A 26862-nucleotide genomic window follows, 5' to 3' on the forward strand; every position below is an offset into this window, starting at 1 on the left:
CCCTTTTCACGCAACCAGTTCCCCCACCGCCGTCACGGCAGATCCGGCCCCGGTTTCAACACCATCTCGCCCGGCTGCGGGATGCTGTGCCGCTCGATCATGCGGTGCACCACCGGCTTGCCCGGCCCTCGGTGCAGGGCTTGCAGCCGCTCCAGATTGGCAAGATCGGCCTTCGTCCGCCGTTCGACATGCCGGATATATTCGACCCAGGTCGCGACGTGGTAGCTTTCGACCCAGATATCGGGGTCTTCCAGATCGCGCAGCAGCGCCCAGGCCCGCGCGCCATCACGGCGACGGATGCGGCGACGTTCCTGCATCACCTCCAGAAACGCAGGCACATCTTCCTCGGCGATGCGATAGTCGATCATCACCATGATCGGCCCCGACCGCCCCCGCAGATCCAGCCGCAGCGGCGGCGCATTGAACGGCCCCACCGGATCAAGGCTGAGGCCGCCGAACTCGCCCACCGCCAGCCACAGCCCCGACAGCGCGGCCAGCACCAGCGCGCCTGCGGCGAAGTAAAGCGCAAGGCTGACGCCGCCCGCATCCGCCACCGCGCCCCAGACCCAGGCGCCCACTGTCATGCCGCCAAAGGCCGCCGTCTGATAGAACGACAGCGCCCGCCCGACCACCCAGCGCGGAGAGGATAATTGCACCGTCACGTTGAACAGCGACAGCGACATGACCCAGGCGCCGCCGCAGATCAGCAGCGCGGGCGCAGTCAGCCACAGGCTGCGGCTCAGCCCCAGCGCGACCAGCCCCACGGCAAAGACCAGACAGCCGCCGCGCACGATGCTTTCATTCTTCAGCCGTGCCCGCAGCGGTCCGTTCAGCATCACCCCGCCGATGGCGCCAAAGCCGAAGGCGCCCAGCGTGATGCCGTAGGTCAGCGCGGTGCCGTGCAGCAGATCGCGCGCCACCATCGGCAGCAGCGCCAGCACCGCGCAGGCCCCAAAGCCGAACAGCCCCGCCCGCGCCATGGCCCGCATCAGGTTCGGAGACATCGCCACATAGCGCAGCCCCGACGACAGCGCCGCCCGCAGGGATTCGCGCGGCAACCGCCGTTCGGGATAGGCCGGGCGCCAGCGCATCAGCGCGCCCAGCAGCGGCAGATAGCTCGCAGCATTGATGGCAAAGGCCGCAGCCGCACCGAACGCCGCCACCACCGCCCCCCCGATCGCCGGTCCGACCGAGCGCATCATATTGAACCCCATGGAGTTCAGGCTGACGGCCTGCGGCAGATCCTCGCGTTCCACGATATCGCCCATGCTGGCCTGCCAGGACGGATTGTAGAGCGCCGTGCCGCAACCGATCAGGAAGGTGAAAGACAGCAGAAGCCAGGGCGTCATCGTGCCCCAGAAGGCCACGACCGACAGCGCCACCGAGGCGGTAAACAGAAAGACCTGCGCCCAGATCAGGATGATGCGGCGCGGGAAATTGTCGGCCAGCGCGCCTGCGATCAGCGACAGCACCATGATCGGCAGCGTGTTCGAGGCCTGAACCAGCGCGATCAGCTGATGCGAGTCGGTCAGCGAGGTCATCAGCCACCCCGCCCCGACCGTCTGGATCAGTCCGCCAAGCTGCGAAATCACCGTTGCAGTCCAGAGCAGGCGGAAGTCGGGGTTGGCGAAAGGGGCGAAAGTCGGTCTGCGTTCGATCACTGTCAGGCCTCGGGCGACACGTTATCCGGGGATGCCGCCATATCGCGCCGTTTCGCCGCCGGGTGCAACCCTTTGTCGCAGGTCTTGCCTTTGCGTCCGGGCAGGCCCAGAATCTGCGCATGACATGGCTGAACCGCATTGCCGAACGGATGATGATGAAAGCCCGCGCCGAAGGGAAGCTTTCGGGCCTGAAGGGTGAGGGGCAGCCTTTGCCTGATCGGCCCGGCGATGCCTTCGTTTCGGCGGGCGAGGCTGTGGGGTTTCGCATCATGGCCGAAGCCGGTGCGCTGCCCGAGGAAATCACCCTGAAAAAGCAGGTCCTCGCCCAGCAGGCGCATCTTGCCACGCTGGTGGACGAGGCCGAACGCAAGGCGGCAATGCGGGTTCTGGCCGATCTGCAAATGCGGCAGGCCATGGCCGAAGAGGCGCGGCGCGCCTTCATGAAAGGCTGATCTTGCAGGGCGGCCGGTTTCCGGCTGATATGCGGCCATGACCCAGTCCCCGCGTTACACCCCGCTCGTTCAGTCGCTGCCCGCCACCGTGCCCTTCGTCGGACCGGAAACCGCAGAACGCGCCTCGGGCCACCATTTCACCGCGCGGCTTGGCGCGAATGAAAACGCCTTCGGCCCCTCGCCCCGCGCCATCGCCGCAATGGCGGCAGCAGCGCAGGATGTCTGGATGTATGGCGACCCGGAAAACCACGATCTGCGGGGCGCGCTGGCGGCGCATCACGGCGTGACGCCGGATCATATCGTGGTGGGCGAAGGGATTGATGGGCTGCTGGGCTATCTGGTGCGACTGGTCGTGGAACCGGGCGATACCGTGGTCACCTCGGATGGTGCCTATCCGACCTTCAACTTTCACGTCGCGGGCTTTGGCGGTCTGCTGCACAAGGTGCCCTATACCGGCAACCATGAAGACCCAGAGGCGCTGCTGGCCCGCGCGGCGGAGGTTCAGCCGAAACTGCTGTATATCGCCAACCCGGACAACCCGATGGGCTCGCACCATCCCGGCACCGTGATCGCCGATATGGCGGCCCGGCTGCCCGAGGGCGTTCTGATGGTGCTGGACGAGGCCTATATCGACCTCGCGCCGCCGGGGACCGAGGCCCGGATCGACGCAGACGACCCGCGCGTGATCCGCTTCCGCACCTTTTCAAAGGGATATGGGATGGCGGGGCTGCGTGTCGGCTATGCCATCGCGGCGCCGGGGCTGGTCTCGGCCTTCAACAAGGTGCGCAATCATTTCGGCATGGGGCGCATCGCGCAGGCCGGGGCACTCGCCGCGCTGGCCGATCAGGACTGGCTGGCCCATGTGCGGAACGAAGTCGCGACATCCCGCGACCGTCTCACCGTGATCGCGCACGACAACGGCCTGACACCCCTGCCCTCGGCCACGAATTTCGTGACCATCGACTGCGGTGCCAATGGCGATTTCGCGCGCGCGGTCGTGCGTGAACTGGCGGCGCGCGGCATCTTCATCCGCATGCCCTTCGTTGCGCCACATGACCGCTGCATCCGCGTCAGCTGCGGCCCCGCCGCACTGATGGACAAGTTCGCGGCTGCCCTGCCCGAGGCATTGGCCGCCGCGCGTGGCTGATCACTCGGCGGCGATTTCAGGCTTGTCGGAAGGCTTTTCCTGCGGACGTGCCGGGCCAACGGCAGGCGCCCGGCCTTCCTCCGTATGCGTGGTCAGACGCGCGGGCATCGCCGCAGCAACTTCGGCCACCTCGGGCAGCGCCGCGACCGCTTCGGCCCGAACCGGACGGCGGAACACCAGCATGTTGTGGAAATTGGTGGCCTTGCCCGTCAGACCCACCCGTTCATCACAGGGCAGGACATCAGCCCGGACATAATCCCAGCCCTCGGCGCCCAGCCGGTTCATCAGCTGCATCAGCGCATGGGCGAAACGGTCTTCGACCGATTTCAGACCCCGGACCTTTTCGGCCTTGCGCGGCGCCGGAATGACCTTGAATTCATACTGCTGCATGCGTGCCTCCCGCAAACTTCGCGCAGAATGTCAGATTCCGCGTGCAAGTCCAAGCGATTGAAAGATAATCCGGCACAAAGCGGCCGATGGGCAGGGATGAAATAGAAAAAGGGCGGATCTGGTGTCCGCCCCCTTCCTGTCTACCAGCCCTTGCGTCAGAGCCCGAGCTTTTTGGCCACCATCTCGTTTACCACCGCCGGATTGGCCTTGCCCCCGGTCGCCTTGAGCACCTGACCCGTAAACCACCCGGCGAGCTTGGCATTGACCTTGGCCTTTTCCACCTGCGCCGGATTGGCGGCAATCAGATCGTCCAGCGCCTTCTCGATGGCGCCGGTATCAGTGACCGCCTTCATGCCGTGCGCCGCCGCCACCTCGGCGGGGTCACCACCTTCGGTCCACAGGATTTCAAACAGATCCTTGGCCATTTTCGAGGTGATCTCGCCCTTCGAGAGCAGATCAAGCATGCCACCCAGTTGCGCAGCCGTGACCGGGCTGTCGCCGATGGCGTGACCTTCCTTGTTCAGCCGGCCGAACAGTTCGTTGATGACCCAGTTCGCCGCCAGCTTGCCATCGCGCCCCTGAGCCACGGCCTCAAAGAAGGCAGCCGAATCCAGCTCGGCGGTGAGGACGCTGGCATCGTAGTCAGTCAGGCCGAAATCACCCATGAAGCGCGCTTTCTTGGCATCGGGCAGCTCGGGCATCCGCGCGGCGATGTCATCGACCCATGCCTGCTCGATTTCCAGCGGCAGCAGATCCGGGCAGGGGAAATAGCGATAGTCATGCGCCTCTTCCTTCGACCGCATCGACCGGGTTTCGCCCTTGTCAGGATCGTAAAGCCGGGTTTCCTGCGTGATCGAACCGCCATCTTCCAGAATGGCAATCTGGCGCCGTGCCTCGTAATCAATCGCCGCCTGAATGAAGCGCAGCGAGTTCATGTTCTTGATCTCGCAGCGCGTACCCAGATGCGAGAAATCCTGCGTTTCCTGATACTTCTCGTATTGGCCGGGGCGGCAGACCGACACGTTCACATCCGCGCGCAGGTTGCCGTTCTGCATGTTGCCGTCGCAGGTGCCCAGATAGCGCAGGATCTGCCGCAGCTTGGAGACATAGGCTGCCGCTTCCTCGGGGCCGCGAATGTCGGGGCGGCTGACGATCTCCATCAGGGCGACGCCGGTGCGGTTGAAATCGACGAAGGACATGTTCGGGTCCATGTCGTGAATCGACTTTCCGGCGTCCTGTTCCAGATGGATGCGTTCGATCCGCACCAGTCGCGCCACGCCAGGCCCCATCTCCACCAGCACCTCGCCCTCGCCCACGATCGGGTGGTAAAGCTGGCTGATCTGATAGCCCTGCGGCAGGTCCGGGTAGAAGTAATTCTTGCGGTCGAAGGCCGAGCGCAGGTTGATCGCGGCCTTCAGCCCCAGCCCCGAACGCACCGCCTGTTCGACGCAATATTCATTGATCACCGGCAGCATGCCCGGCATGGCGCAATCAACGAAGCTGACATTGCTGTTCGGCTCGGCCCCCACGGCGGTGGAGGCGCCGGAAAACAGCTTGGCGTTCGAAGAAACCTGGGCGTGAATCTCCATCCCGATCACCAGTTCCCAGTCGTGTTTCGCCCCGGCGATCACCTTCGGTTTCGGCGCTTCATAGGTCAGGTCGAGCATCGGTTTCCCCTTGCAAACTTGCCCCCTTCATAGGCAGCGCCACGCAGCGCGGCAAGGCGCTGCGGGCGGATTTTCGCGCATGTCCGTACAGCACGCTTGCCCGGAGGGCGGTTGCGCAGGCAAATAACGCCTGTCGCCGCTGGGGGCGATGCCACCTTGGGCAAGGGATGCTGGGGAAAACTGCGATCATCCGGGGTATGCAGGGCGCGTTCGTCGCACTGGCTCTGGCAGGCTGCACGACCGAGGCCGCACAATTGGTCTCGCGCGCGGCGGAACCGCCCCCGATGCGCTGGGACCACCGCCCGGAAGCCGCCGAATGGACAGCCAATACCCTGATGGCCGTGGCACAGGAAGATGAGGTTCTGGCCGATCGCGTTCCCGCAGATATCGACAGCTGGTGTCCGGCCTACAGCGACGCGCCCCTGCCGCAGCGCCGCGCCTTCTGGGCCGGGCTGATTTCAGCGGTCGGGAAATATGAAAGCAGCCACAACCCGGCAGCAGTCGGCGGTGGCGGCAAGTATATTGGAATCATGCAGATTTCGCCGCGTTCTGCACGCAACTACGGCTGCGAGGCCACGTCGGCCTCGGCGCTGAAGAACGGGACTGCCAATCTGGACTGCGCGGTCGAGATGATGGCCTACCATGTGCAGCGGGACGGTATGGCCGTCGGCGGCGGCAATCGCGGAATCGGACGCGACTGGATGCCCTTCCGCAAGTCGAATACGCGCGCGGAAATGCGCAACTGGATCAGCCAGCAGATTTACTGCCAGAAAGGCTGATGACCCGGTCGGGGGGCATCAGCCCCCCGGATGGACCTTTAGCTCAGCCCGCCATGCGCGCCGCCATCTCGCCCAGATCGCGGCTGAGACCGGAGGTGGCGAGGATGCGGGCCAGTTCAGCCCGGATCAGCCCCTGACGCCCCGAATCGTAGCGCCGCCAAGTTTCGAAAGCGGTGGACATACGCGCCGCCGTCTGCGGGTTCTTCGGGTCCAGCCGAAGCAGCCAGTCGGCCAACAGCCGGTAGCTGGCACCATCCTGATAATGGAACCCTGCGTGATTGGCGCTGAGCGCGCCGATGACCGACCGGAAGCGGTTGGGGTTCTTCCAGTCGAAATCGGCCCGCGCGGTCAGGCGTTCGACCGTTCGCGCGGTCTGGTCGGGGGCGGCATGCAGCACCTGAACCATGAACCATTTGTCCATGACCAGACGGTCCCCGCGCCAGCGCGCCCCGAAGGCGTCAAGCTGCGGCTGGCCACGCCCGATCTCCAGCAACGCCGCAAGCGCGGCAAGGCTGTCGGTCATGTTGGTCGCGGCGGCAAAGGCCGCCTCTGCGGCCGCGCCTCCGTCGCGCAGGCTGAGCAGCCCAAGACAGGCATTATGCAGCGCCCGCTTGCCCGCCTGAACCGCATCGGGCGAGAAGGCGCCAGTGATCTGCGTCGCCTCCATCAGCCCGGGCAAGGCCGGGGCCAGCGCCCCGGCCAACGCCGCCGCCATGCGCCGCCGGGCCGTATGAAGTGCTGCCGGGTCGGGCTGTTTGCCTGCGGCCGCCAGGGTCGCGGCCATGTCATCCTCCCCCGGCAGGCGCAGCGCCAGGGCGCGGAATGCGGGATCAAGGCTGTCGTCCTGCACCAGCCGCACCATCGCCTCCAGCCAGTCAGGACCCACGGTCGGGGCGCCTGCTGCCAGATCGGCCAGCACCTCTTTCGCCAGCGCGCGCCCCGCCTCCCACCTGTTGAACGGGTCGGTGTCATGCGCCAGCAGGAAGGCGCGCTCCGCCGCACTGACGGCGCGGTCCAGTACCACCGGCGCCGAGAAGCCGCGCAGGATTGAGGCAACGGGACGACTGGCAAGCCCCTCGAAGCGGAAGCTCTGCCGTGTTTCGGTCAGCTCCAGAACGGTGGTCGGCTGCACCTCGTCACCGTTCGGGTTCAGCAGGCCCACAGCCACCGGAATCACCTTCGGCGCTTTCACCGGCTGCCCCGGTGTCGGCGGCAGATGCTGTTCCAGCGTCAGTGAGTAAATACCGTCCTTCCACTCCTCCTCCACCGTCAGACGCGGGGTGCCTGCCTCGGTATACCAGCGCTTGAACTGCCCGAGGTCGCGGCCGGTCGCATCCTCGAACACCTTCAGCCAGTCCTCTATCGTCGCCGCCTCGCCATCGTGGCGCGCGAAGTAGAGATCCAGCGCACGGGCATATTCCGCATCGCCCACCAGACGCTTCAGCATGCCGATGACCTCGGCCCCTTTTTCGTAAACGGTGGCGGTGTAGAAATTGTTAATCTCGACAAAGCTGTCAGGCCGCACCGGATGGGCCAGCGGCCCCTGATCCTCGCGGAACTGCCGCGCGCGCAGCGCCTGCACATCCTCGATCCGCTTCACCGCATGCGACCGCATGTCGCCCGAGAACTGCTGATCGCGGAATACGGTGAGCCCTTCTTTCAGGCACAGCTGGAACCAGTCGCGGCAGGTGATGCGATTTCCAGTCCAGTTGTGGAAATATTCATGCGCGATCACCGCCTCGATCCGTTCATAATCGGTGTCGGTCGCAGTCTCGGGTGAGGCCAGAACCAGCTTGGAGTTGAAGATGTTCAGCCCCTTGTTCTCCATCGCGCCCATGTTGAAATCGTCCACAGCGACGATGTTGAACACATCCAGATCGTATTCGCGGCCGTAGACCTGCTCATCCCAGCGCATTGAACGTTTCAGCGCATCCATCGCATAGGCACAACGCGATTCGTCGCCCGCGCGCACCCAGATATTCAGCGCGACCTCGCGGCCCGAGGCCGTGAGGAAATGATCAGGCAGCGCTACCAGTTCCCCCGCGACCAGCGCAAACAGATAGGCTGGCTTCGGCCAAGGGTCATCCCATTCGGCCCATCCCGGCCCCTGCCCCGCCGGATTGCCGTTTGACAGCAGCACCGGCAGATCGCTTTCGATCCGCACATGAAACCGCGCCATGACATCCGGGCGGTCGGGGTAGTAGGTGATCTTGCGGAAACCTTCCGCCTCGCATTGCGTGCAATACATGCCGTTCGACATGTAAAGCCCCTCCAGCGCGGTATTGCCCACGGGGGCAATCTCGACCTCGGTTTCCAGAACGAAAGGATCGGCAGGCAAAAGCGCGGCGGGCAGCGTCAGGCCGGTGTCGTCGGGCTGGCAATCCAGCGGGGTGCCGTCCAGCGCAAGGCGGATCAGCCGCAGACCTTCGCCATCCAGCCGTAAATCCGCGCCGGGACTGCGCGCCGGATCAGGGCGGAAATGCAGTCGCGCGACAACCCGCGTCGCCTGCGGCGCCAGCCGGAAGGTCAACTCCACCCGGTCGAGTGGATGGCTGTAGGGGCGGTAGTCGGCCAGGTAAACGGTGGTCTGCTGCGTCATGGCGGTCTCCTTCGTCGTGAAGGCTACCCGATGGCGCGGCAGGCGCAACCGTCAGCCACGCTGCTGGTAATGCCGCAACACCGCAAGGCGGATCGCTGAAGCAAGGCCGATATCGCCCTCACGGCTTTCGTCGATTTCCGCCGCCAACTCGTTCAGGCCCATCTCCCGCGCGGCGGCAAGTTCGCGGAACCCGAGCCAGAACTCGGCCTCCAGCGAAACACTGGTGCGATGGCCCCGCAGCGTCAGGGAATGCTTGGCAGGACGGGCGGACATCGCGGGCACCTCGGGGCTTGGGACAAATCTTTTGCGGCAAAAGATTTGCAAATTTCTTCGCAAGAAATTTGCGCCCGGCGGCGCGGTCAGTGCAAGAGCCGGATCGGGTCGCGGTTGCAGAAGATCACGAATTGCCCGGCGTTTTCCACCAGCCGGTAACCGCGTCGTCGCACCTCGTGCAGCAGGCGGTCACGGCCGACCAGCCGGTCCACATCGGCGATACTGCGACGGATGATGCCGCCTTCCGCCACCGCACGGGCCGAAAACAGCTGCACGATCCATCGGTCGGCGTCGGGGGCAATACGGGTCGGGATCATCGGGCACCTCCGCCACCGATCCTCTCGGATCTGACTTAATGCGAGGTTAATCCTGATCCGTCTCGCGCTTCTTGCCATCCAGTTCGGCCCGCGCCCGTTCGGCGTCCGCCGCCTCGCGCGCCTTCTGCGCCTTGCTGCGACCGAACTTCGCGGCATTGGCATCCGCTTCATCGCGCGCCTCTGCCCGCGCCTTTGCCTTGCGGAAACGATTGAGGTTCACGACTTCGGCCATGGCTTTCCTCCTGACGGGACCGGGGCATGGCCCCGGCTCCATTTTCTCGCGGTTCGTGCGCAATGCAAGCGCTTGGCCTGCAAATGCCGAGACGATCCTCTTCCGGCCCGCGCAAGCGTGCGCGGGCGTTCGATGCTTGAAACGCTCCACCGGAGCGTTTCATCGGGGGCGCCTTACGCGCCCGACCTCATCTCACCCCTTCGGCGAGATCATGTCTTCGGGGCGCACCACGCGGTCGAAGGTTTCTTCGTCCACGAAGCCCAGCGCGATCGCCTCTTCCTTCAGCGTCGTGCCGTTCTTGTGCGCGGTCTTGGCGACCTTGGTGGCATTGTCATAGCCGATGGTCGGCGCCAGCGCCGTCACCAGCATCAGGCTTTCCTTCATCAGCTTGTCGATGCGCGCCACATTCGCCTGCGTGCCCACCACCATATTGTCGGTGAAGGCCGAAGCCGAATCGCCCAGAAGCTGCATGGATTGCAGCACGTTGTAGGACATCATCGGGTTGTAGACGTTCAGCTCGAAATGCCCTTGCGAACCTGCGAAACCAACGGCAGCGTCATTGCCCATGACATGCGCGCAGACCATGGTCAGCGCCTCGGCCTGTGTCGGGTTCACCTTGCCAGGCATGATCGAGGAGCCCGGCTCGTTCTCCGGCAGGATCAGTTCGCCCAGACCCGAGCGCGGGCCGGAGCCCAGGAGGCGCAGGTCGTTGGCGATCTTGAACAGGCTCGCCGCCACCGTCTTCAGCGCGCCGGAGAACATGACCATGGCGTCATGCGCGGCCAGCGCCTCGAACTTGTTCGGCGCGGTGACAAAGGGCAGCCCGGTGATGTCGGCGATCTGCGCGGCCACACGGGTATCCCAGCCCACACGGGTGTTCAGCCCGGTGCCGACGGCGGTGCCGCCCTGCGCCAGTTCGTAGATATGCGGCAGGCACATCTTCACCCGCTCGATCCCGCGCTCCACCTGCTTGGCATAGCCCGAAAACTCCTGACCCAGCGTCAGCGGCGTCGCATCCTGCGTATGGGTGCGGCCGATCTTGATGATGTCCTTGAATTCCTCGGCCTTGGCAGCCAGCGCAGCATGCAGCTTTTCCAGCCCCGGCAGCAGCACGTCACGCGCCAGCATCCCGATGGCGACATGCATCGCGGTCGGGAAGGTGTCGTTCGAGGACTGGCCCATGTTGCAATGGTCGTTCGGGTGAACGGGTTTCTTCGACCCCATCACGCCGCCCAGCATCTCGATCGCGCGGTTCGAGATCACCTCGTTCGCGTTCATGTTCGACTGGGTACCCGAGCCGGTCTGCCAGACCACCAGCGGGAAGTTGTCGTCAAACTTGCCCTCGATCACTTCGGTCGCGGCGGCGGCAATGGCGTCGGCCAGCTCGGCAGGCATGTCGCCCTGCGCCTTGTTCACCAGAGCACAGGCCTTCTTGATAACGCCCAGCGCCCGGATGATCGGCACCGGCTGACGTTCCCAGCCGATCGGGAAGTTGATGATGGAACGCTGCGTCTGTGCGCCCCAGTATTTATCGGCAGGAACTTCCAGCGGGCCAAAGCTGTCGGTTTCGGTGCGGGTGGCGGTCATGGGCAAGCCTCCTTGAAAGGTTGGCTTCTTCTAGGCGGCACCGCGCGCGAAATCAATTGGTATACGGATGTATACCGCTAACAGGCCGGAAATTCCGGCCCGAAGAAGACCCGACAAAATGCCGGATTACTTGCGGAACTTGTCGAGGCTGACAACCTCGGCCTCGCGCGGGCGTTCTTCCGGCGCGGCGGCTTCTTCCTCGCCGTCTTCCTCATCCTCTTCGTCGTCTTCGTCCTCATGCGTTTCAAAACGCAGGCCGAATTCGACCGAAGGATCGACGAAAGTGCGCACGGCGTCGAAGGGGATAATCAGCGGTTCGGGGCTGTTGCCGAAGTTCAGCGTGACGGAAAACCCTTCGGGCGTGACCACAAGGTTTTCAAACCAGTGCTGGAGAACAACGGTCATTTCATCGGGGTAACGCGCACGCAGCCAGTCGGCGATCTCGACGCCCGGATGATTGGTGTCGAAGGTAATAAAGAAATGGTGCGCACCGGGCAGACCATGTTCGGCCACATCCTCCAGCACGGTCTGGATCAGACCCCGCATCGCGCGGTGCATCAGGTTGCCATAGTCGATCGTGCGCGCCATTCGGTCCCCTCTCGTCTTGCCCCCACCATAGGGCCGGGTCGCGCGGTTGGAAAGGGGCTTACCCGCCCCTTTCCACGCAAGGGTCAGAGCACGCGGTCCAGTGCGCCCATCAGTTTCTGCACCTCTGCGGCGGTGGTGTAGTGCACGAAGCTGAGCCGGAGCACGCCGCGGGACAGATCGACGCCCAGGGCCTCCAGCGGCCGGACGGCATAGAAATCGCCGCCACCGGCCATGATGCCATGCGCGGCCAGCGCTGCCGCCACCGGCTCGGCCGGGCGGTCCAGCGCAACGGCGACTGTAGGTGCGCGGCCAGCCGCCTGACGCGGGCCGATCAGCCGCAGATCGTTGCGCGCGGCCAGATGATCCAGCAGCGGTTGCAGAACCTCTTCCTCATGTGCGCGCATGAGCGCGTGGACCGCATTGTTGCGCGCCAGCGGCGTGGCATGCGCCGCCTCGCCATGATGGTGGGTGTAAATCGCGTCGATATAATCGGCCATCCCCGCACAGGCCGCGACCTGCGCATGATCCGGCCCGGCCGGGGTAAAGCGCTTGTAAAGCGTACCGCCATTGAAGAAATGCGCCTGATTGGGCAGGGTTTCCCCGAACTTGCGGCGGATCACCATAATGCCCTGATGCGGGCCATAGGTCTTGTAGGCGGAAAACAGGTAGACATCCGCCCCCAGCGCCGCCATGTCGGGAAAGCCGTGCGGCGCGTAGCTGACGCCATCGACACAGGTGAAAGCCCCCGCCGCATGCGCCATGGCGCAGATTTCGGCCACCGGATTGATCTCGGCCACCACGTTGGAACAGTGCGGGAAGCAGACCAGCTTGACGCGGCCGTCCTCCAGCAGCGGCGCCAGCGCGGCCGGGTCCAGATGGCCGGTCTGCGGGTCGATCCGCCATTCCCGCACCTCGATGCCCTCGTCCGCCAGACGGCGCCAGACCCCGCTGTTGGCCTCGTGATCCTGGTTCGTCACGACGATAGCGGCCTTCTTGCCGCGCAGCCATTGCCGTACTGCATTGGCCAGCACGAAGGTATTGGCGCTGGTCGAGGGGCCGAAGGACAGTTCGTCCCGTTCTACCCCCATCATCGCGGCAAGCCGCGCACGGGCTTCATCCATCTCGGCCCCGCCCAGTTGACTGGCTTCGTAGGGCGCATAGGGCTGCACCTTCCGGTCATGGTAAAAGCGGAACAGCCGGTCGATCACCGGCTTGCAGGTGTAGGAACCGCCCGCATTCTCGAAAAACGCCTGCCCCTGAAGCGCCGCGCTTTGAAACGCCGGAAACTGGCGGCGCACGAAATCAATATCCAGCGGCATATCACCCTCTTGCTGATGTTCCGGCGCGATCCTGACCCAGAGCCGCAGACACCGCAAGCGCCACAGCCTTCACCCGGCACCGCCTGCGCCGATTTTTTGATCAAAATGCGCATTTTTTCGCAACCCCAGACCCCGGAAGCGGAATTTCCGCTTGAGACACCGAATCCCCTCGCTTAGCTTCGTCCCCGACATGGCCGCTTGGGGGAGTGGGCCGTGACCAACAGCCGAGGAACACCCATGACCTTTCGCAGCCTTATCCTGTCCAGTGCCGCCGTCCTGCTGGCCGCGCCCGCCCTTGCCGCCGACCCGGAGTTCACCGTGCTCGACTGGGCCGGCTGGGAAATCGACGGCGTTCTGACCAGCTATGTCGCCAAGAATGGCGACAAACCCACCTACAGCTTCTTCGCCGATGATGACGAAGCGTTCCAGAAGGCCTCGTCCGGGTTCAAGACCGATGTGGTCCACCCCTGCGCCGCCCATGTCGGGCGCTATCGCGACGCCGGGCTGATCGAACCGTGGGACCCGGCCAAGATCCCGGAATTCGGCAATATCGCGCCGCGCCTGCTGAACTCGCCCATCTTCAAGGATGACGCGGGCGTCTGGTTCATCCCGACCGATTACGCTTACACCGCTATCGCCTACAACACCAAGGAAGTGCCTGAGGCCGATGTGGCCTCGCTTCAGGTGTTCAAGGACCCGAAATACGCGGGCCGCATCTCGCTGCCGGACAGCACCGACGATGTGTGGTCTCTGGCCTTCCTCGCCACCGGCCTGACCCAGTGGGACAATGTGACGGACGAGCAGTTCACGGCCGCTGCCGACTGGCTGCGCGAAGTGCATCCGAATGTCCGCGCCTACTGGTCCGACCCGGCCGAAATGGCACAACTGATGGCCACGGGCGAGGTTCTGGTGGCCTGGTCGTGGAACGACGGCGTGGCGACGCTGAAGGCCGAGGATTTCCCGGTCGGCTTCCAGCGCACCCCCACTGAGGGCGCGACGACCTGGTTCTGCGGCTACGTCAACATGAAGGACGCGCCCGGCAAGGAAGACAAGGCCTATGACTTCATCAACAGCCTGCTGGCGCCCTCGTCGGCTCCGGCACTGCTGGAAGAGCTGGGCTATGCGCTGTCGAACGACGCCGCGATGAAGGAAATCCCGGCCGAGGAGCTCAAGGCGGCTTACGTCGATCCGGTCGAGGGGCCGATTCTGGCTCAGACCCCGGTCCCGGCAGAGATGCGCGCCAAGATGATCGAGGAATTCGAGGCGATCAAGGCGGGCTTCTGATCCACGCCATCCTTGCGAAAGGCCCGGTGCATCCACCGGGCCTTTTTCATTGCGCCGCTTGCGCCCCCGCCCCGCCCCGCCTATATCTGGCGCGTTCGGGTTCGCCCGGACTATGGCGATAAACGCACCTGTAATAAACGGATCGGACCCGGGGGCGGTACCCGGCGGCTCCACCATTCACCGCTCGTTGGGCGTGGCGGGGGCCGAAACAGGATCGACGGACGTCTAAAGAGGCCAGCTTTCGCTCGGTGAGGTACCACCGTTATCGGTCCAAAAGTACAGTTGCCAACGACAACCGTGCTCCGGTCGCTCTGGCTGCGTAAGCAGCTCGGGTAACCGAAACTTAAGTCCTTACGCTTAGCCGCCTAAGGCGGGGCCCGCCGGAGCCTGGCAACAGAATCCGGCACCTTTCCCTTCTCATTTCCGCAGCATCCGCCCGCGAAGGGGCTGGAAGCGGCAGGGGCTTTGCGTTATGGGCTGCGCATCCTCGGCCGCCGCGCTTTTACTGCCCTGCGGCCTGCCCCTGAAAGGATCGCCCAATGAAAGCCGCCGTCGTCACCTTCCCCGGTTCCAACTGCGACCGCGACCTTGCCGTCGCCTTCGAAAAGGCAGGGGCCGAGGTCGTGCGCATCTGGCACAAGGACAGCGAACTGCCTGCGGGCGTCGATGTCGTGGGCGTGCCCGGTGGCTTTTCCTTTGGTGACTATCTGCGCTGCGGCGCGATTGCCGCGCAATCGCCCATCGCTCCCGCGGTCAAGGCCCATGCCGACCGGGGCGGCTATGTTATCGGCATCTGCAACGGCTTTCAGGTGCTGACCGAAATGCACCTGCTGCCGGGCGCGCTGATGCGCAATGCGGGGCTGAAATTCATCTGCAAGCCGGTAGAGATGACCGTGGCCACCACCGACAGCGCCTTTACCGCAGGCTACAGCGCCGGCCAGAAGGTCAGCTTCCCGGTCGCGCATCACGATGGCAACTATACCGCCGATGTCGAAACGCTGGCGCGCCTGAAGGGCGAGGATCGCGTGGCCTTCCGCTACACCGCCAATCCCAACGGCTCGATGGAGGATATCGCGGGTATCCTTTCGGCCAACCGCCGCGTGCTGGGCATGATGCCCCACCCCGAACGCGCGGTCGAGGCCGCGCAGGGCGGGGCCGATGGCGCGGCGCTGTTTGCGGCGCTGGTCGGCAAGATGGCGCTGGCCTGACGCGCTGCGGCCTTGAGGCCCCCCGGCGCCGCGCCTAGACTGCGCCGATCATGCAGGACGCCGCACCCGAGCCCGAGATGAAAGCCGAAAACGCCGGGATTTCCTGGCGCCTGAAGCTTGTCGTGCTGCTGCTGGTCATCTTCGGCGCCGTTGTGGTTCTGGTCACCAACCGCTGGCTGTCGGAACGCTTTACCGAAGTCACCCGCAACCGGGCCGAACTGCGGCTGGCACTTTACTCCGGCAACATGATTTCGGAGTTGCAGCGCACCTCGGTGGTGCCGCTCTTGCTGGCGCGCGACCCCGAACTGATCGGCGCGCTGACGCGGAAGGAATATTCCGCCACCTCCGCCCGCCTCATCTCGTTTCAAAGCGAGATCGGCGCCGCCTCGATCATCCTTCTGGATGCCGAGGGACGGATCGTCGGCGCGACCAACCGCAACCAGCTTGGCGCCAACCTGCGCAGCGCGCCCCAGTATATCGAGGCGCAGCGGGCCAAAGACACGATCTTCACCGTGGCCCCGCGCGAAACGCCGGGCTTCGATTTCACCTATTCCCGCGCCGTCCGGTCTGACAATCAGGTTCTGGGCGTCATCGTCGTCGCGGTCGATCTGATGAAATATGAACGCGCCTGGGCCGGGTTGCAGGATGCGGTTCTGGTGACCGACAGCGAGGGCACGGTGCTTCTGGCCACCGAACCCCGCTGGCGTGGCCTGCCGCTGGCCCGCGCGCTGGAGGCGCGGGATGCGCCCTCTGCCATCCGCCGCGCGCTCCAGGGCGCCGCCGACTGGGCGCAGGAACCGCCGGACGCCTATCTCAGCGGCGAGGCGGTGATGAAGACCGAAACCCGCGTCGCCTTCCGCGGCTGGCGCATCATCACCTATACCGCCTACGATTCGGTGCGCGAGCGGGTGAATGGCGTCATCGCGCTGGAAATCATGGGTTTTGCCATCCTGCTGGCCGTGACCTTCTACATGCTGTCACGCCGCGCCTGGTCGCGCAGCGTCACCTATCAGCGCGAAAGCGCGGAACTGCGGCTGCTGAACGCCCGGCTGCAACGCGAGATCGCGGAGCGCGAGAAGGTACAGAAAAACCTTGCCGTGGCGGAACTGACGCTGGCGCAATCGTCGAAACTTGCCGCCTTGGGCGAGATGTCGGCGGCCGTCAGCCACGAGCTCAACCAGCCGCTTGCCGCGATGAAAACCTATCTGGCGGGCGCGCGGCTGCTCTTGCAACGCAAACGGCCGGAGGAGGCACTGTCTTCCTTCCAGCGCATCGACGATCTGATCGACCGCATGGGCGCGATCACCCGGCAGCTGAAATCCTATGCCCGCAAGGGCGGCGAGGCGTTCGAGCCGGTGGACCTGCGCAACTCTGTCTCCAACGCGCTGGCGATGATGGAACCGCAACTGAAGGCGCGCACCGTGCGCATCACCCGCACCCTGCCCCGCACGCCCGTCATGGTGATGGCCGACCGGATCCGTCTGGAACAGGTCATCATCAACCTTCTGCGCAATGCGCTGGACGCCACGAAGGAAACCCGGCAGCCGCAGATCGACCTGCTGCTGTCGGCAGGCGAAACCGCCATCCTGAACGTGCGCGACAACGGGCACGGGATCAAGGAACTCGAAAACGTGTTCGAGCCTTTCTACACAACCAAGAAACCCGGCGAGGGGGTGGGGCTGGGCCTTGCCATCTCCTCGGGGATCGTCACCGACCTTGGCGGCCGGCTGACCGCGCGGAATGCGGACGGCGGGGGGGCTGTATTCGAAATGCAGCTTCCCATATTGACCGGCGAAGCCAGGGCAGCAGAATGAGGACCAAATGGCCCGTGCAATGAAGATCGCCATCGTGGATGACGAGGCGGACATGCGCCAGTCGATCAGCCAGTGGCTTGCCCTTTCGGGGTTCGACACCGAAACCTATGGCAGCGCCGAGGATGCCCTCGCCGCCATTACCGGCGATTTTCCGGGCGTGATCGTCTCAGACATCCGCATGCCCGGCATGGATGGCATGGCCTTCCTCAAACGCCTGATGGGGATGGACAGCGCGCTTCCGGTCATCATGATCACCGGCCATGGCGACGTGCCCATGGCGGTAGAGGCGATGCGTCTGGGCGCCTTCGACTTTCTGGAAAAGCCGTTCAATCCCGACCGGATGACCGAACTGGCAAAGCGCGCCACTCACGCGCGGCGCATGACGCTGGACAACCGGGCACTGCGCAAGGAACTGTCCGACGGCTCCACCATCATGAAGAAGCTGATCGGTGCCTCCCCCGCGATCGAACGGCTGCGCGAGGATATTCTCGATCTCGGTCAGGCCGACAGCCATGTGCTGATTGACGGCGAAACCGGCACCGGCAAGACGCTGGTCGCCCATGCGCTGCATGCCGTGGGGCCGCGGGCGTCAAAGAAATTTGTCACCGTCTCCTGCGCGGCCTGGTCCGAAGATCAGCTTGCCGCCAAGCTGTTCGGCCCGACCGAAGATGGCGTGCCGCTGGTGGAAGAGGCGCGCGGTGGGACGCTGTGTCTGGAAGATATCGAAAGCCTCAGCCACGCGCTGCAATCGCGCCTGCTGACCATGATCAACGATCAGGGCACGCCGCCGGAAACCCGCGTCATCGCCATCTGCAACGAACACGCCCCTGACAAGACGCTGGAGCAACTTCTGCGCAGCGATCTGTTCTATCGGCTGGGCGCCATGACCATCGTGCTGCCGCCCTTGCGCGCGCGGGGCGAGGACATTCTGACGCTGTTCACCCGCATGTCGGAACAATTCGCCGAGGAATATGGCTGTGACGCCCCGCCGGTGACCGCGCAGGAGGCCGCGCAACTGTTGCAGGCTCCCTGGCCAGGCAATGTGCGCCAGTTGGTGAACATCGCAGAACGGGCGGTGCTGCAAAACCGACGCGGCTCCGGCTCCATCGCCTCGCTTCTGATGGCGGATAACGAGGCGGCAGGCCCGGCGATGACCACAGAGGGCAAGCCGCTGAAGGAATATGTGGATGCTTTCGAGCGGATGCTGATTGACAACACCATGCGTCGCCACAAGGGCAGCATTGTCGCGGTGATGGAGGAACTCTGCCTGCCGCGCCGCACGCTGAACGAGAAAATGGCGAAATACGGGCTTCAGCGCTCGGATTATACCTGAGCGTTACAGCAGAAGATCGTCAGCACTCAGCCCGGTGACGGCAAGCAGGCGGATTTCCAGATCCGCCGCTCCGTCGCCGGTGACATCGGCCCGCAGCAGGGTATCGGCGCCATCGGTATCGAACCAGACGGCGCCGGGCCCGAAATGCAAAGGCTGATTGCCTGGCAGGTCGGTGTCAGCGTCGATCCGGCGCAGGTCGATGACGTCGCGGGAAGGGTCGAAGCCGCTCAGACTGTCCGCCGCCCCTGTCGCACTGTCCGACACCGCACGCAGCACCACGGTATCGCGCGCAACGTCGCGGCCAAGGCCGATCAGATCCGCCCCGGCGCCCCCCGTCACCACATCCGCTCCGCGCCCGGCACGCAGCACATCCGCCCCGGCCCCGCCCGACAGCGTATCGGCCCCGCCCGAGCCGACCAGCGTATCGTTCCCCGCCGCGCCTGACAGCCGGTCCCGCGCCAATCCGGCACGAATCACATCATTCCCGACAGTCCCGGTCACATCCAGCGACAGGCCACGCTGCCACTCGCCGTCAACCTCCACCCCGAACAGCACGTTACGGGCAAAGCCCGGAAAGGCGGTCAGCCCCACGTCCCCGAACTTCGCCGACCAGTCGCGCCCGTCCCCGATGATGTATAGCAGCGTCCGAATGTAGGAATTGCTGTTCTGTTCGGTCAGGATGAAATCGGTCCCCGCGCCACTTTCAGCCAGCGCATCGCGCAGCCTGACCAGCAGTTCCCAGACATGCGCGCCATCCTGCGCGGGGCGCAACGGCAAGGGCAAACGCCCATAAAGCTCGCCCTCTTCCGGCAGGTTGTGCGGCTGTCCTGCCGGCCGGAAATCCCAGTTACCCCAGGCCAGAAACCCCTGCGGCTGCACCTCGATTTCCACCCATTCCCCCGCCAGACGGCGCAGGATCTGCAAATGGCCATTGTTGGCGACCACCTGATCCCCCGCCACGAACAGTTGCACCATCGTCCACCCCCGCTGTCGCCCGGATCGAATCCCCGGCAATTTTGCCATTGTATTTTGAGGGCACCTCCCCTTATTGTCACGCGACGGGTGCCATTTCGTTACATGCGAAGCCCCGCAAACCAGTTTCGCTGCCGGAAGCGCGGGTGGGGCCAAGGGTCCGACAGCGCTGATCCCCGCAGAAATCACTGGCCGAAAGGCCGCCAATTCGCCGGTCGCCCTGGTGCCCGGCGCATCATTTGGGTGCTTCGTCACCCGGGACTACGAACCGCGATGAGCCGCGCGCCTGATGCACTGATGACCGACGGGGGGCTTTCGCGCCTGCCTGCGGCCTGCGCATGCCGCAGCCACGCCCTTACAAGCCGCCATCTGCCCGCCCGCATCTTCCACGGTACCCCCGACGGAGGGGTGGACGGGCCATGGCGCAATGGAACACCATGGCCAAGAAAATGCTCATCGACGCCACGCACCCGGAGGAGACCCGGGTTGTCGTGGTGGACGGAAACAAGGTTGAGGAATTCGACTTTGAGACGGTAAACAAGCGTCAGCTTCAGGGGAACATCTACCTCGCGAAAGTCACGCGGGTGGAACCCTCGCTTCAGGCGGCTTTCGTCGATTACGGCGGCAACCGCCACGGATTTCTGGCTTTCGCCGAAATTCACCCCGATTACTATCAGATCCCCGTCGCAGACCGGAAGGCGCTGATCGAGGAAGAGCGCGCCCTCGCCCGCGCCGAGGAAGAGGAAGAGAACCGCAGCCGCAAGCGGCCGTCCTCGCACAAACGCCCTGCCCCGAAAGCCGAAGCCGCTGTGGCTGATGCCGTTGTGCATGCCGAGGCCCCGCAGATCACGGGCATGGATGTCGTCGATCTGGGCGAGGAAACCGGCGCGGATGCACTGTTCAGCGCAGCGGAACCCGTTGCCGCTGAAAGCCGCGAAGCGGATGACCAACCCACCTTCGACACCGCCCCCGAAACCGACAGCGCGGAAACCGAGACCGCCGCCGAGGACGAGGCCGAAGCCCCCGTCGATGACGAGATTGAATCGGTTGCCGAAGAAGACGTGACCGAAGAAATCCGCGCGCCGCGTAAACCGCGCCAGCGCCGCTACAAGATCCAGGAAGTCATCAAGGTGCGCCAGATCATGCTGGTGCAGGTGGTGAAGGAAGAACGCGGCAACAAGGGCGCCGCGCTGACGACCTACCTCAGCCTCGCGGGCCGCTACTGCGTGCTCATGCCCAATACTGCGCGTGGCGGTGGCATCAGCCGCAAGATCACCAATGCCGCCGACCGCAAGAAGCTGAAGGAAATCGCGGGCGAGATGGAGGTGCCGGAAGGCGCCGGCCTGATCATCCGCACGGCGGGCGCCAAGCGCACCAAGCCGGAAATCCGCCGCGATTACGAATATCTCATGCGCCTGTGGGAACAGGTTCGCGAACTGACGCTGAAATCCATCGCCCCCGCCCCGATCTACGAGGAAGGCGATCTGATCAAACGCTCGATCCGCGACCTCTATAACCGCGAGATCGAGGAAATCCTGGTCGAGGGCGAAACCGGCTACCGCACCGCCAAGGATTTCATGCGCATGATCATGCCTGCCCATGCGCGGGTGGTGCAGCGCTATACCGATCAGATGCCGCTGTTCGCGCGCTTTCAGGTGGAAAGCTACCTTTCGGGCATGTTCAACCCGGTCGTACAGCTGAAATCCGGCGGCTATATCGTGATTGGCGTCACCGAGGCGCTGGTGGCGATCGACGTGAACTCGGGCCGGGCCACCAAGGAAGGCTCGATCGAGGATACGGCGCTCAAGACCAACCTTGAGGCGGCGGACGAAGTGGCGCGCCAGCTCCGGCTGCGCGACCTTGCGGGCCTCATCGTGATCGACTTCATCGACATGGAAGAGCGGCGCAACAATGTCGCGGTCGAGAAGCGCCTGAAAGACAAGCTGAAAACCGACCGCGCGCGCATTCAGGTCGGTCGCATCTCGGGCTTCGGCCTGATGGAGATGAGCCGCCAGCGCCTGCGCCCCGGCATGCTGGAATCGACGACCCAGCCTTGCGCCCATTGCCACGGCACCGGCCTGATCCGGTCTGACGACAGCCTCGCGCTGACCATCCTGCGCGCGCTGGAGGAAGAAGGCACCCGCAAGCGCAGCCGCGAGGTGCTGCTGAAGGCGCCGGTCGCGGTGATCAACTACCTGATCAACCACAAGCGCGAACATATCGCGCTGATCGAGGCGCGCTATGGCATGGCGGTCCGGCTGGAGGCCGACCCGCATCTGATCTCGCCCGATTACAGCATCGAAAAGTTCAAAACCGCCACCCGCATGGTGCCCGAACCGTCTTCGGTGATCTCGGGTAATGCCGCACTGATGGGCGCCCCGGTGGATGAGGACGAGGACGATCCGGAACTGCCGCTGGACGAGGATCTGGACGAGGCGGAAGCCGAAGCCGAGACCGAGGCGCGGGAAGAAGGCGCAGGGAATGGCGAGGGTGGCTCGAAGAAGAAGCGCCGCCGCCGTTCGCGCCGTCGGGGTGGCTCCAAGTACAAGGAAGGCGGGTCCGAGGCAGAAGCCGGGGACGACGCCGCCGATGAAGGCGCAGACGAGGAAGGTGCCGAGGACGAAGCTGCCGCTTCGCAACCCGAGCCGCTGACCGAGACGCCGGAAGCTCCGGCTGAAGCTCCTGCTCCCGTGGCCGCAGAGGCAACCGAAGCTGCCGAAACCGTTGCCGCAGAGACCCCGGCCGAGGCTGCACCGCAGAAGCCCAAGACCACGCGCAGCCGCAAGGCCCCTGCGAAGGACGGCGAGGCGAAGCCTGCTGCGAAGAAGACCACCAGCTCGCGCAGCAAGTCCAAGGCCAAGGCCAAGGCTGCCGAAGCGGAAGTGCCCTCAGAGGGTGAGGCTGCGGCACCGGCCGAGGCGGACGAACCCGTCAAGACCAAACCCGCCGCCAAGCCCCGCAGCACTGGCTCGCGCAGCAGCAGCGCCAAGGCAAAGGCCAAGGCCGCAACCGGGGAAGAGCCCGCGGCTGCCGAAGCGCCGCAGACCGAAGCTCCGGCTGTCGCAGAAGCCGCCGCTGCCGCAATCCCCGTCGCCGCTGTGGCGGTGACGAGCGAACCGGCTCAAACCGAACCGGCGCCGGTCGCCGCACCGGAGCATCCCGCGCTGCAAGCCGATCCCGGCGCGCTGGAAACCGCTGCCGCCGTTCAGGCGGACCCAGCCGAGGCAGAGGCGCCCGAAGCCGACGACGACCGGCCCAAGCGCAGCGGCTGGTGGTCGGTGAACCGCTGACACAACCGAAAAGACCAGAACGCCGGGCATCTGCCCGGCGTTTTTCATTCCGGTTCGGGCCGGTTCTCTCCTCGGCGGATGAAATGGGCGGTGGCGCCTCCCTCGGGCACCGCGCCAAGATAGGCATGCCCCGCGCCGGTGCAGAAATGCGGCAGGTCTACGGCGGCCATGCCGTCGGTCGCCCGCACGCGCAGCACCTGTCCGGGCCGCAGCGCCATCAGCCGCTTGCGCGCCCGCAAGACCGGCAGCGGGCACAACAGCCCCTCGCAATCCAGATCGACATCATATTCCATGCGCCCGGCATAGACCCGCGCGCGCATCCGCACCAGATGAAACGCATCTGACGGCTTAGTGATGCACCGCGACGAGTCGCCCCGGTGACGACCGGGCGGCTTTGGTCTATCACCATCCCGACAGGACGGAGACCTCATGTTCGGCATCGACATATTTGACGCGGGCCTGTTGCCCGCCATGATCGTGGCGCTGGCCGGGGGCATTCTGTCCTTCCTCAGCCCCTGCGTGTTGCCTATCGTGCCGCCCTACCTTGCTTATATGGGTGGGATTTCCATGCCCGAGCTGCGCGACGGCCAGGCCGCCGCACGCCGCCGCATCATCCTGCCCGCGCTGTTCTTCGTGCTGGGCCTGTCGACCGTGTTCCTGTTTCTGGGCTTCACCGCCTCGGCCTTCGGTGCTTTCTTCCTGAAAAATCAGGAAATCTTCGCCCGCATCTCGGGCGCGGTGGTCATCGTGCTGGGCCTGCATTTCCTTGGCCTGTTCCGCATTCCGATCCTTGACCGCGAGGCACGGCTGGATGCGGGCGACCGGGGCGGCTCGGCCGCCGGGGCCTATCTTCTGGGTCTTGCCTTCGCCTTCGGCTGGACCCCCTGCATCGGCCCGCAACTGGGCGCCATCCTCTCTCTGGCCGCGAACGAGGCCAATCTGGCGCGCGGCACTGCGCTGCTGGCGGTCTATGCGCTGGGTCTGGGCCTGCCCTTCCTGCTGGCCGCCATTTTCATCGAGCGGGCGATGGGCGTGATGACCCGCCTGAAACCCTACATGAAGACCATCGAGCGGATGATGGGCCTGCTGCTGGTCCTCGTGGGGCTGGCACTGGTGACGGGCGCGCTGTCGGATTTCTCGTTCTGGCTGCTGGATACTTTCCCCTTCCTCGCCACGCTGGGCTGACCCGCCTGCCCCGCCGGGCTTGGCCTTTGTCCTCCCAGCCGCTACCCTATTTTCGCCAGATTGGCCCGGCAGGCTGCCCGCCGGAGGATGCGGATGCGCGATATGCAGGATGATCAGCCGAACGACCCGAAGGATGGTGGCACGTTCCGCCGTCGGGTTTTCTATATTCCCGGCTACGATCCCATCCATCCGCGCCGCTACCGCGAATTATACCGCAAGGAAGGCGCGGCACAGGCCACCCTCTCCGGCAATACGCTGGAACTGAAGCCCAAACGCGTGCGCGGCCCCTATGGCTGGCAGGTGCGGGCCACGGTCGAGGGGCAGCCGGTCGAAGCTGATATCGAGGTGCTGGTCTGGTCGGACATCGTGCGGCATTCGATGCGCAATTCGATCCCGGCGACCTATGTGCAGCTTGTACGCACCGCGTGGGCCTATATCGGTTCCGGCGCGCTGTTCCGGCTGATGCGGCTGCGCAGGGGGCCGATCATCGCGGCACTTTACCCCATCGTTGCGCTGCTGCTGCAACTGGTGCTGGCGCTGGCCGTCGGGGGCGCTCTGTGGTGGATCACCCGTAGCGTGCTGCCCGGCTGGCCGGGGCGGATCGGCGGTTTTGCCCTGGGCCTCGCAGTGGCCGGGCTGATCCTGCGCTGGTTCAAGCGCAAGGACGGCAAGTTCTATGCCTATTACCTGATGCACGACTATGCTTTTTCGGCCCAGTCGAAAGGCGCCAACCCGCCGGAGCTTGAGGCCCGTATGACGGCCTTTCGCCACACCATTGCCGAGGCTCTGACCGGCCCCTATGACGAGGTGCTGGTGGTCGGCCATTCCTCGGGCGCGCATCTGGCGGTGTCGATTCTTGCCGACCTGATCCGCGAGGGGCTGCCGGAGCAGCGCCCTGTGCTGTCTTTCCTGTCACTGGGCCAGGTGGTGCCCATGGTCAGCTACCTGCCCGAGGCGAAGCGCCTGCGCGGCGATCTGGCCTTTCTTTCCACGCGCCCCGAACTCACATGGATCGACGTGACGGCCCCCGGCGACGGCTGCGCCTTCGCGCTCTGCGATCCGGTGGCGGTGTCGGGCGTGGCACCCGAAGAACAGATCTGGCCACGCATCTATTCCGCAGCTTTCACGCAGACCCTGAAGCCCGAAACCTGGGCGGCGTTGAAGCGGCGCTATTTCCGGCTGCACTTCCAGTACCTCTGCGCCTTCGACAACCTGCCCGGCGCCCCCTGGGATTACGACTATTTCCGCGTCACCGCCGGGCCACTGACGCTGGCGGACAGGTTTGCCGGACGGCCCGAGTCGAAAAGCCGCATTGACCGTGCCGCCAACCGCTTTACCACGGTGGCATGACCGCAGCACCGCCCCTGCCCCCGAAGCCGCCCGCCCGCCCCGACCGGGTGTCGCTGTGGCGCTATCTGCGGCTGTTCCGGCGCGACATCCTCTCGGCCCAGCCCGCCCGGCTTTACCGGGCATGGATGGCCGAATTCCGCACCCCGTTCTTTCGCAGCTACATGTGCAACGACCCGGCACTGGTCGATCTGGTGCTGAAAGAGCGTCCCCGCGATTTCCCGAAATCCAACCGCATCCGCGAGGGGTTGACCCCGCTTCTGGGCAATTCTGTCTTCGTTACCAATGGCGAGACATGGGAACGCCAGCGCCGCATCATCGACCCCGCCTTCGAAGGCGGCCGCCTGCGCGATACCTTCCCCGCCATGCGCGCCGCGGCCGAGGCGATGCTGGCCCGGCTCGCCCCCCGCGCCGATGGCAAGCCGGTAGAGATGGAGTTCGAGGCCAGCCACGCCGCCGCCGACGTCATTTTCCGCACGCTGTTTTCCATTCCCATCGAGGATGCGACCGCCAGTGCAGTGTTCCACGAGTTCCGCCGCCACCAGCAGGAGCAGCCGATCCTGAACCTCGCGGCCTTCCTGCCGCTGCCGCGCTGGATGCCGCGTTTTCACAGCCGTACCACCCGCCAAACGGCCGCCCGTATCCGCCAGCTCATCGAAAGCCTCACCGCGGCCCGCGCCGCCGAAATCGCCACGGGCACCGCGCCGGATGATCTGGCAACCAAGATCATGACCTTCCCAGACCCGCAGACCGGCTCACGCTTTGATACCGCCGAAATGGTGGATCAGGTGGCGATCTTCTTTCTGGCGGGGCATGAGACCTCGGCCTCTGCCCTCGCCTGGGCTCTTTATCTGCTGGCGACACACCCCGACTGGCAGGAAAGACTGGCAGCCGAAGCACAGGAGCAACTGGGCGAAACCGCGGATTTCACCGTGATGGGGCGACTGAAACTCGCCCGCGCCGTCTTCCGCGAGGCGATGCGACTTTACCCGCCGGTGCCGATGATGGTGCGGCAAACCCGCTGCCCGGTGCGCCTGCGTGACCGCGAGGCCCCGGCTGGCGCGCAGATCGTGCTGTCACCATGGCACCTGCACCGCCATGAACGGCTGTGGGACAATCCCGACGGTTTCGACCCCGCACGGTTTGAGACGGAAAACGGGCGCGAGGGGCTGCGCCATGCCTATATCCCCTTCTCAGCCGGGCCGCGCGTCTGTCCCGGCGCGGGCTTTGCCATGGTGGAAGGGCCGCTCCTGCTGGCAATGGTGCTGCGCGATTTCCGCCTGACCGCCCTACCCGACCGCGTGCCGGTGCCCGCCGCGCATCTGACGGTACGGTCTGCCAATGGAATCTGGCTGAAACTGGAACGGCGCACGAGCTGACCGCCCGCGCGCCGCAAATCTTTTCCCGAAAAGATTTGC

At 65.1% G+C, this 26862-nt stretch carries 23 protein-coding genes and 1 other RNA gene; 12 read left to right on the plus strand and 12 right to left on the minus strand.

Annotated elements, in window-relative coordinates; translation table 11 throughout:
* Nucleotides 1-32 precede the first annotated feature (32 nt).
* Nucleotides 33-1661 (minus strand): MFS transporter, encoded by a 1629-nt coding sequence (locus tag IE126_RS02430; RefSeq protein ID WP_189380087.1) that lies wholly within the window; start codon nt 1659-1661, stop codon nt 33-35.
* Between the two features lie 119 nt (nt 1662-1780).
* Between IE126_RS02430 and IE126_RS02435 the strand changes: the two genes are divergently transcribed.
* Together IE126_RS02435 and IE126_RS02440 are read left to right on the plus strand one after the other, a co-directional pair.
* A complete protein-coding gene (locus tag IE126_RS02435) occupies nt 1781-2113 on the plus strand; it encodes a DnaJ family domain-containing protein (protein WP_108128299.1) in 333 nt (110 codons plus the stop codon).
* A gap of 37 nt (nt 2114-2150) precedes the next feature.
* Nucleotides 2151-3260, plus strand: a complete 1110-nt coding sequence (locus IE126_RS02440; RefSeq protein ID WP_189380088.1) for a pyridoxal phosphate-dependent aminotransferase — start codon at nt 2151-2153, stop codon at nt 3258-3260.
* Here IE126_RS02440 and IE126_RS02445 read toward each other — a convergent pair whose 3' ends face one another.
* Together IE126_RS02445 and gatB are read right to left on the minus strand one after the other, a co-directional pair.
* Nucleotides 3261-3650, minus strand: a complete 390-nt coding sequence (locus tag IE126_RS02445; RefSeq protein ID WP_189380089.1) for a DUF4177 domain-containing protein — start codon at nt 3648-3650, stop codon at nt 3261-3263. It lies immediately after the preceding gene.
* Between the two features lie 155 nt (nt 3651-3805).
* Complete coding sequence (gene gatB, locus IE126_RS02450; RefSeq protein ID WP_189380090.1) at nt 3806-5317, minus strand: Asp-tRNA(Asn)/Glu-tRNA(Gln) amidotransferase subunit GatB; 1512 nt, start codon at nt 5315-5317, stop codon at nt 3806-3808.
* 167 nt (nt 5318-5484) lie between these two features.
* Between gatB and IE126_RS02455 the strand changes: the two genes are divergently transcribed.
* The gene (locus tag IE126_RS02455) at nt 5485-6096 is read left to right on the plus strand and encodes a transglycosylase SLT domain-containing protein (RefSeq protein WP_229825186.1); all 612 of its coding nucleotides are present in this window, start codon (nt 5485-5487) and stop codon (nt 6094-6096) included.
* 43 nt (nt 6097-6139) lie between these two features.
* Here the strand turns inward: IE126_RS02455 and pepN are convergent, their stop codons facing one another.
* From pepN to IE126_RS02490, 7 genes are all read right to left on the minus strand, one after another.
* Nucleotides 6140-8695 carry an aminopeptidase N gene (gene pepN / locus IE126_RS02460; protein ID WP_189380091.1) on the minus strand — a complete coding sequence of 852 codons (2556 nt, stop codon included), beginning with the start codon at nt 8693-8695 and terminating at the stop codon, nt 6140-6142.
* Between the two features lie 51 nt (nt 8696-8746).
* The gene (locus tag IE126_RS02465) at nt 8747-8968 is read right to left on the minus strand and encodes a ribbon-helix-helix domain-containing protein (protein ID WP_189380092.1); all 222 of its coding nucleotides are present in this window, start codon (nt 8966-8968) and stop codon (nt 8747-8749) included.
* 86 nt (nt 8969-9054) lie between these two features.
* Nucleotides 9055-9285, minus strand: coding sequence for a hypothetical protein (locus IE126_RS02470; RefSeq protein ID WP_054301818.1), 231 nt, complete (start codon nt 9283-9285; stop codon nt 9055-9057).
* 46 nt (nt 9286-9331) lie between these two features.
* Nucleotides 9332-9517 (minus strand): DUF4169 family protein, encoded by a 186-nt coding sequence (locus tag IE126_RS02475; protein WP_054301817.1) that lies wholly within the window; start codon nt 9515-9517, stop codon nt 9332-9334.
* Nucleotides 9518-9709: 192 nt separating this feature from the next.
* Nucleotides 9710-11104 (minus strand): class II fumarate hydratase, encoded by a 1395-nt coding sequence (fumC, locus tag IE126_RS02480; RefSeq protein ID WP_054301816.1) that lies wholly within the window; start codon nt 11102-11104, stop codon nt 9710-9712.
* A 126-nt stretch (nt 11105-11230) separates the two neighbouring features.
* A complete protein-coding gene (locus tag IE126_RS02485) occupies nt 11231-11692 on the minus strand; it encodes an SspB family protein (RefSeq protein ID WP_054301815.1) in 462 nt (153 codons plus the stop codon).
* 83 nt (nt 11693-11775) lie between these two features.
* Nucleotides 11776-13011, minus strand: a complete 1236-nt coding sequence (locus tag IE126_RS02490) for an aminotransferase class V-fold PLP-dependent enzyme (RefSeq protein ID WP_189380093.1) — start codon at nt 13009-13011, stop codon at nt 11776-11778.
* Nucleotides 13012-13248: 237 nt separating this feature from the next.
* On the opposite strand from IE126_RS02490, the gene IE126_RS02495 reads away from it, so the two are divergent.
* From IE126_RS02495 to IE126_RS02515, 5 genes are all read left to right on the plus strand, one after another.
* Nucleotides 13249-14295: an extracellular solute-binding protein gene (locus IE126_RS02495; RefSeq protein ID WP_189380094.1), complete on the plus strand. Its 1047-nt coding sequence runs from the start codon at nt 13249-13251 to the stop codon at nt 14293-14295.
* 54 nt (nt 14296-14349) lie between these two features.
* Nucleotides 14350-14703, plus strand: a transfer-messenger RNA (tmRNA) gene (gene ssrA, locus IE126_RS02500).
* Between the two features lie 131 nt (nt 14704-14834).
* A complete protein-coding gene (gene purQ / locus IE126_RS02505; protein ID WP_108128290.1) occupies nt 14835-15503 on the plus strand; it encodes a phosphoribosylformylglycinamidine synthase subunit PurQ in 669 nt (222 codons plus the stop codon).
* 50 nt (nt 15504-15553) lie between these two features.
* On the plus strand, nt 15554-17317 hold the full coding sequence (locus IE126_RS02510) for a sensor histidine kinase (protein WP_054301811.1): 1764 nt from the start codon (nt 15554-15556) through the stop codon (nt 17315-17317).
* Nucleotides 17318-17324: 7 nt separating this feature from the next.
* Nucleotides 17325-18650 (plus strand): sigma-54-dependent transcriptional regulator, encoded by a 1326-nt coding sequence (locus tag IE126_RS02515; protein WP_054301810.1) that lies wholly within the window; start codon nt 17325-17327, stop codon nt 18648-18650.
* A gap of 3 nt (nt 18651-18653) precedes the next feature.
* On the opposite strand, the gene IE126_RS02520 is transcribed toward IE126_RS02515, so the two are convergent.
* Nucleotides 18654-19625 carry a calcium-binding protein gene (locus IE126_RS02520; RefSeq protein ID WP_189380095.1) on the minus strand — a complete coding sequence of 324 codons (972 nt, stop codon included), beginning with the start codon at nt 19623-19625 and terminating at the stop codon, nt 18654-18656.
* A 434-nt stretch (nt 19626-20059) separates the two neighbouring features.
* Here IE126_RS02520 and IE126_RS02525 point away from each other — a divergent pair, with 434 nt between their 5' ends.
* Nucleotides 20060-22912 (plus strand): Rne/Rng family ribonuclease, encoded by a 2853-nt coding sequence (locus IE126_RS02525; RefSeq protein WP_189380339.1) that lies wholly within the window; start codon nt 20060-20062, stop codon nt 22910-22912.
* 44 nt (nt 22913-22956) lie between these two features.
* On the opposite strand, the gene IE126_RS02530 is transcribed toward IE126_RS02525, so the two are convergent.
* Nucleotides 22957-23205 (minus strand): sulfurtransferase TusA family protein, encoded by a 249-nt coding sequence (locus tag IE126_RS02530; protein WP_189380340.1) that lies wholly within the window; start codon nt 23203-23205, stop codon nt 22957-22959.
* A 136-nt stretch (nt 23206-23341) separates the two neighbouring features.
* Between IE126_RS02530 and IE126_RS02535 the strand changes: the two genes are divergently transcribed.
* The 3 genes from IE126_RS02535 to IE126_RS02545 all read left to right on the plus strand — a co-directional run bounded on the left by IE126_RS02535 (nt 23342) and on the right by IE126_RS02545 (nt 26823).
* Nucleotides 23342-24097 carry a cytochrome c biogenesis CcdA family protein gene (locus IE126_RS02535; protein ID WP_054301808.1) on the plus strand — a complete coding sequence of 252 codons (756 nt, stop codon included), beginning with the start codon at nt 23342-23344 and terminating at the stop codon, nt 24095-24097.
* Nucleotides 24098-24199: 102 nt separating this feature from the next.
* Nucleotides 24200-25447, plus strand: a complete 1248-nt coding sequence (locus tag IE126_RS02540; protein ID WP_189380341.1) for a hypothetical protein — start codon at nt 24200-24202, stop codon at nt 25445-25447.
* Nucleotides 25444-26823 carry a cytochrome P450 gene (locus IE126_RS02545; RefSeq protein ID WP_108128288.1) on the plus strand — a complete coding sequence of 460 codons (1380 nt, stop codon included), beginning with the start codon at nt 25444-25446 and terminating at the stop codon, nt 26821-26823. Before IE126_RS02540 ends, IE126_RS02545 begins: the two co-directional genes overlap by 4 nt.
* Nucleotides 26824-26862 lie beyond the last annotated feature (39 nt).

Source organism: Gemmobacter nanjingensis (genome assembly GCF_014652195.1).
In the GTDB taxonomy this organism is placed as follows: Bacteria; Pseudomonadota; Alphaproteobacteria; order Rhodobacterales; family Rhodobacteraceae; genus Gemmobacter; species Gemmobacter caeni.

Excerpts from the sequence above, each read along its gene's own strand:
- IE126_RS02515 (WP_054301810.1), top strand. The coding sequence starts at position 17,325 with ATGGCCCGTGCAATGAAGATCGCCATCGTGGATGACGAGGCGGACATG.
- IE126_RS02475 (WP_054301817.1), bottom strand. The coding sequence starts at position 9,517 with ATGGCCGAAGTCGTGAACCTCAATCGTTTCCGCAAGGCAAAGGCGCGG.
- IE126_RS02490 (WP_189380093.1), bottom strand. The coding sequence starts at position 13,011 with ATGCCGCTGGATATTGATTTCGTGCGCCGCCAGTTTCCGGCGTTTCAA.
- IE126_RS02540 (WP_189380341.1), top strand. The coding sequence starts at position 24,200 with ATGCAGGATGATCAGCCGAACGACCCGAAGGATGGTGGCACGTTCCGC.
- IE126_RS02470 (WP_054301818.1), bottom strand. The coding sequence starts at position 9,285 with ATGATCCCGACCCGTATTGCCCCCGACGCCGACCGATGGATCGTGCAG.
- IE126_RS02485 (WP_054301815.1), bottom strand. The coding sequence starts at position 11,692 with ATGGCGCGCACGATCGACTATGGCAACCTGATGCACCGCGCGATGCGG.
- IE126_RS02455 (WP_229825186.1), top strand. The coding sequence starts at position 5,485 with ATGCTGGGGAAAACTGCGATCATCCGGGGTATGCAGGGCGCGTTCGTC.
- IE126_RS02510 (WP_054301811.1), top strand. The coding sequence starts at position 15,554 with ATGCAGGACGCCGCACCCGAGCCCGAGATGAAAGCCGAAAACGCCGGG.
- IE126_RS02530 (WP_189380340.1), bottom strand. The coding sequence starts at position 23,205 with ATGGAATATGATGTCGATCTGGATTGCGAGGGGCTGTTGTGCCCGCTG.
- IE126_RS02435 (WP_108128299.1), top strand. The coding sequence starts at position 1,781 with ATGACATGGCTGAACCGCATTGCCGAACGGATGATGATGAAAGCCCGC.
- IE126_RS02440 (WP_189380088.1), top strand. The coding sequence starts at position 2,151 with ATGACCCAGTCCCCGCGTTACACCCCGCTCGTTCAGTCGCTGCCCGCC.
- IE126_RS02520 (WP_189380095.1), bottom strand. The coding sequence starts at position 19,625 with ATGGTGCAACTGTTCGTGGCGGGGGATCAGGTGGTCGCCAACAATGGC.
- IE126_RS02525 (WP_189380339.1), top strand. The coding sequence starts at position 20,060 with ATGGCCAAGAAAATGCTCATCGACGCCACGCACCCGGAGGAGACCCGG.
- IE126_RS02465 (WP_189380092.1), bottom strand. The coding sequence starts at position 8,968 with ATGTCCGCCCGTCCTGCCAAGCATTCCCTGACGCTGCGGGGCCATCGC.
- fumC (WP_054301816.1), bottom strand. The coding sequence starts at position 11,104 with ATGACCGCCACCCGCACCGAAACCGACAGCTTTGGCCCGCTGGAAGTT.
- IE126_RS02535 (WP_054301808.1), top strand. The coding sequence starts at position 23,342 with ATGTTCGGCATCGACATATTTGACGCGGGCCTGTTGCCCGCCATGATC.
- pepN (WP_189380091.1), bottom strand. The coding sequence starts at position 8,695 with ATGACGCAGCAGACCACCGTTTACCTGGCCGACTACCGCCCCTACAGC.
- IE126_RS02545 (WP_108128288.1), top strand. The coding sequence starts at position 25,444 with ATGACCGCAGCACCGCCCCTGCCCCCGAAGCCGCCCGCCCGCCCCGAC.
- IE126_RS02495 (WP_189380094.1), top strand. The coding sequence starts at position 13,249 with ATGACCTTTCGCAGCCTTATCCTGTCCAGTGCCGCCGTCCTGCTGGCC.
- gatB (WP_189380090.1), bottom strand. The coding sequence starts at position 5,317 with ATGCTCGACCTGACCTATGAAGCGCCGAAACCGAAGGTGATCGCCGGG.
- IE126_RS02445 (WP_189380089.1), bottom strand. The coding sequence starts at position 3,650 with ATGCAGCAGTATGAATTCAAGGTCATTCCGGCGCCGCGCAAGGCCGAA.
- purQ (WP_108128290.1), top strand. The coding sequence starts at position 14,835 with ATGAAAGCCGCCGTCGTCACCTTCCCCGGTTCCAACTGCGACCGCGAC.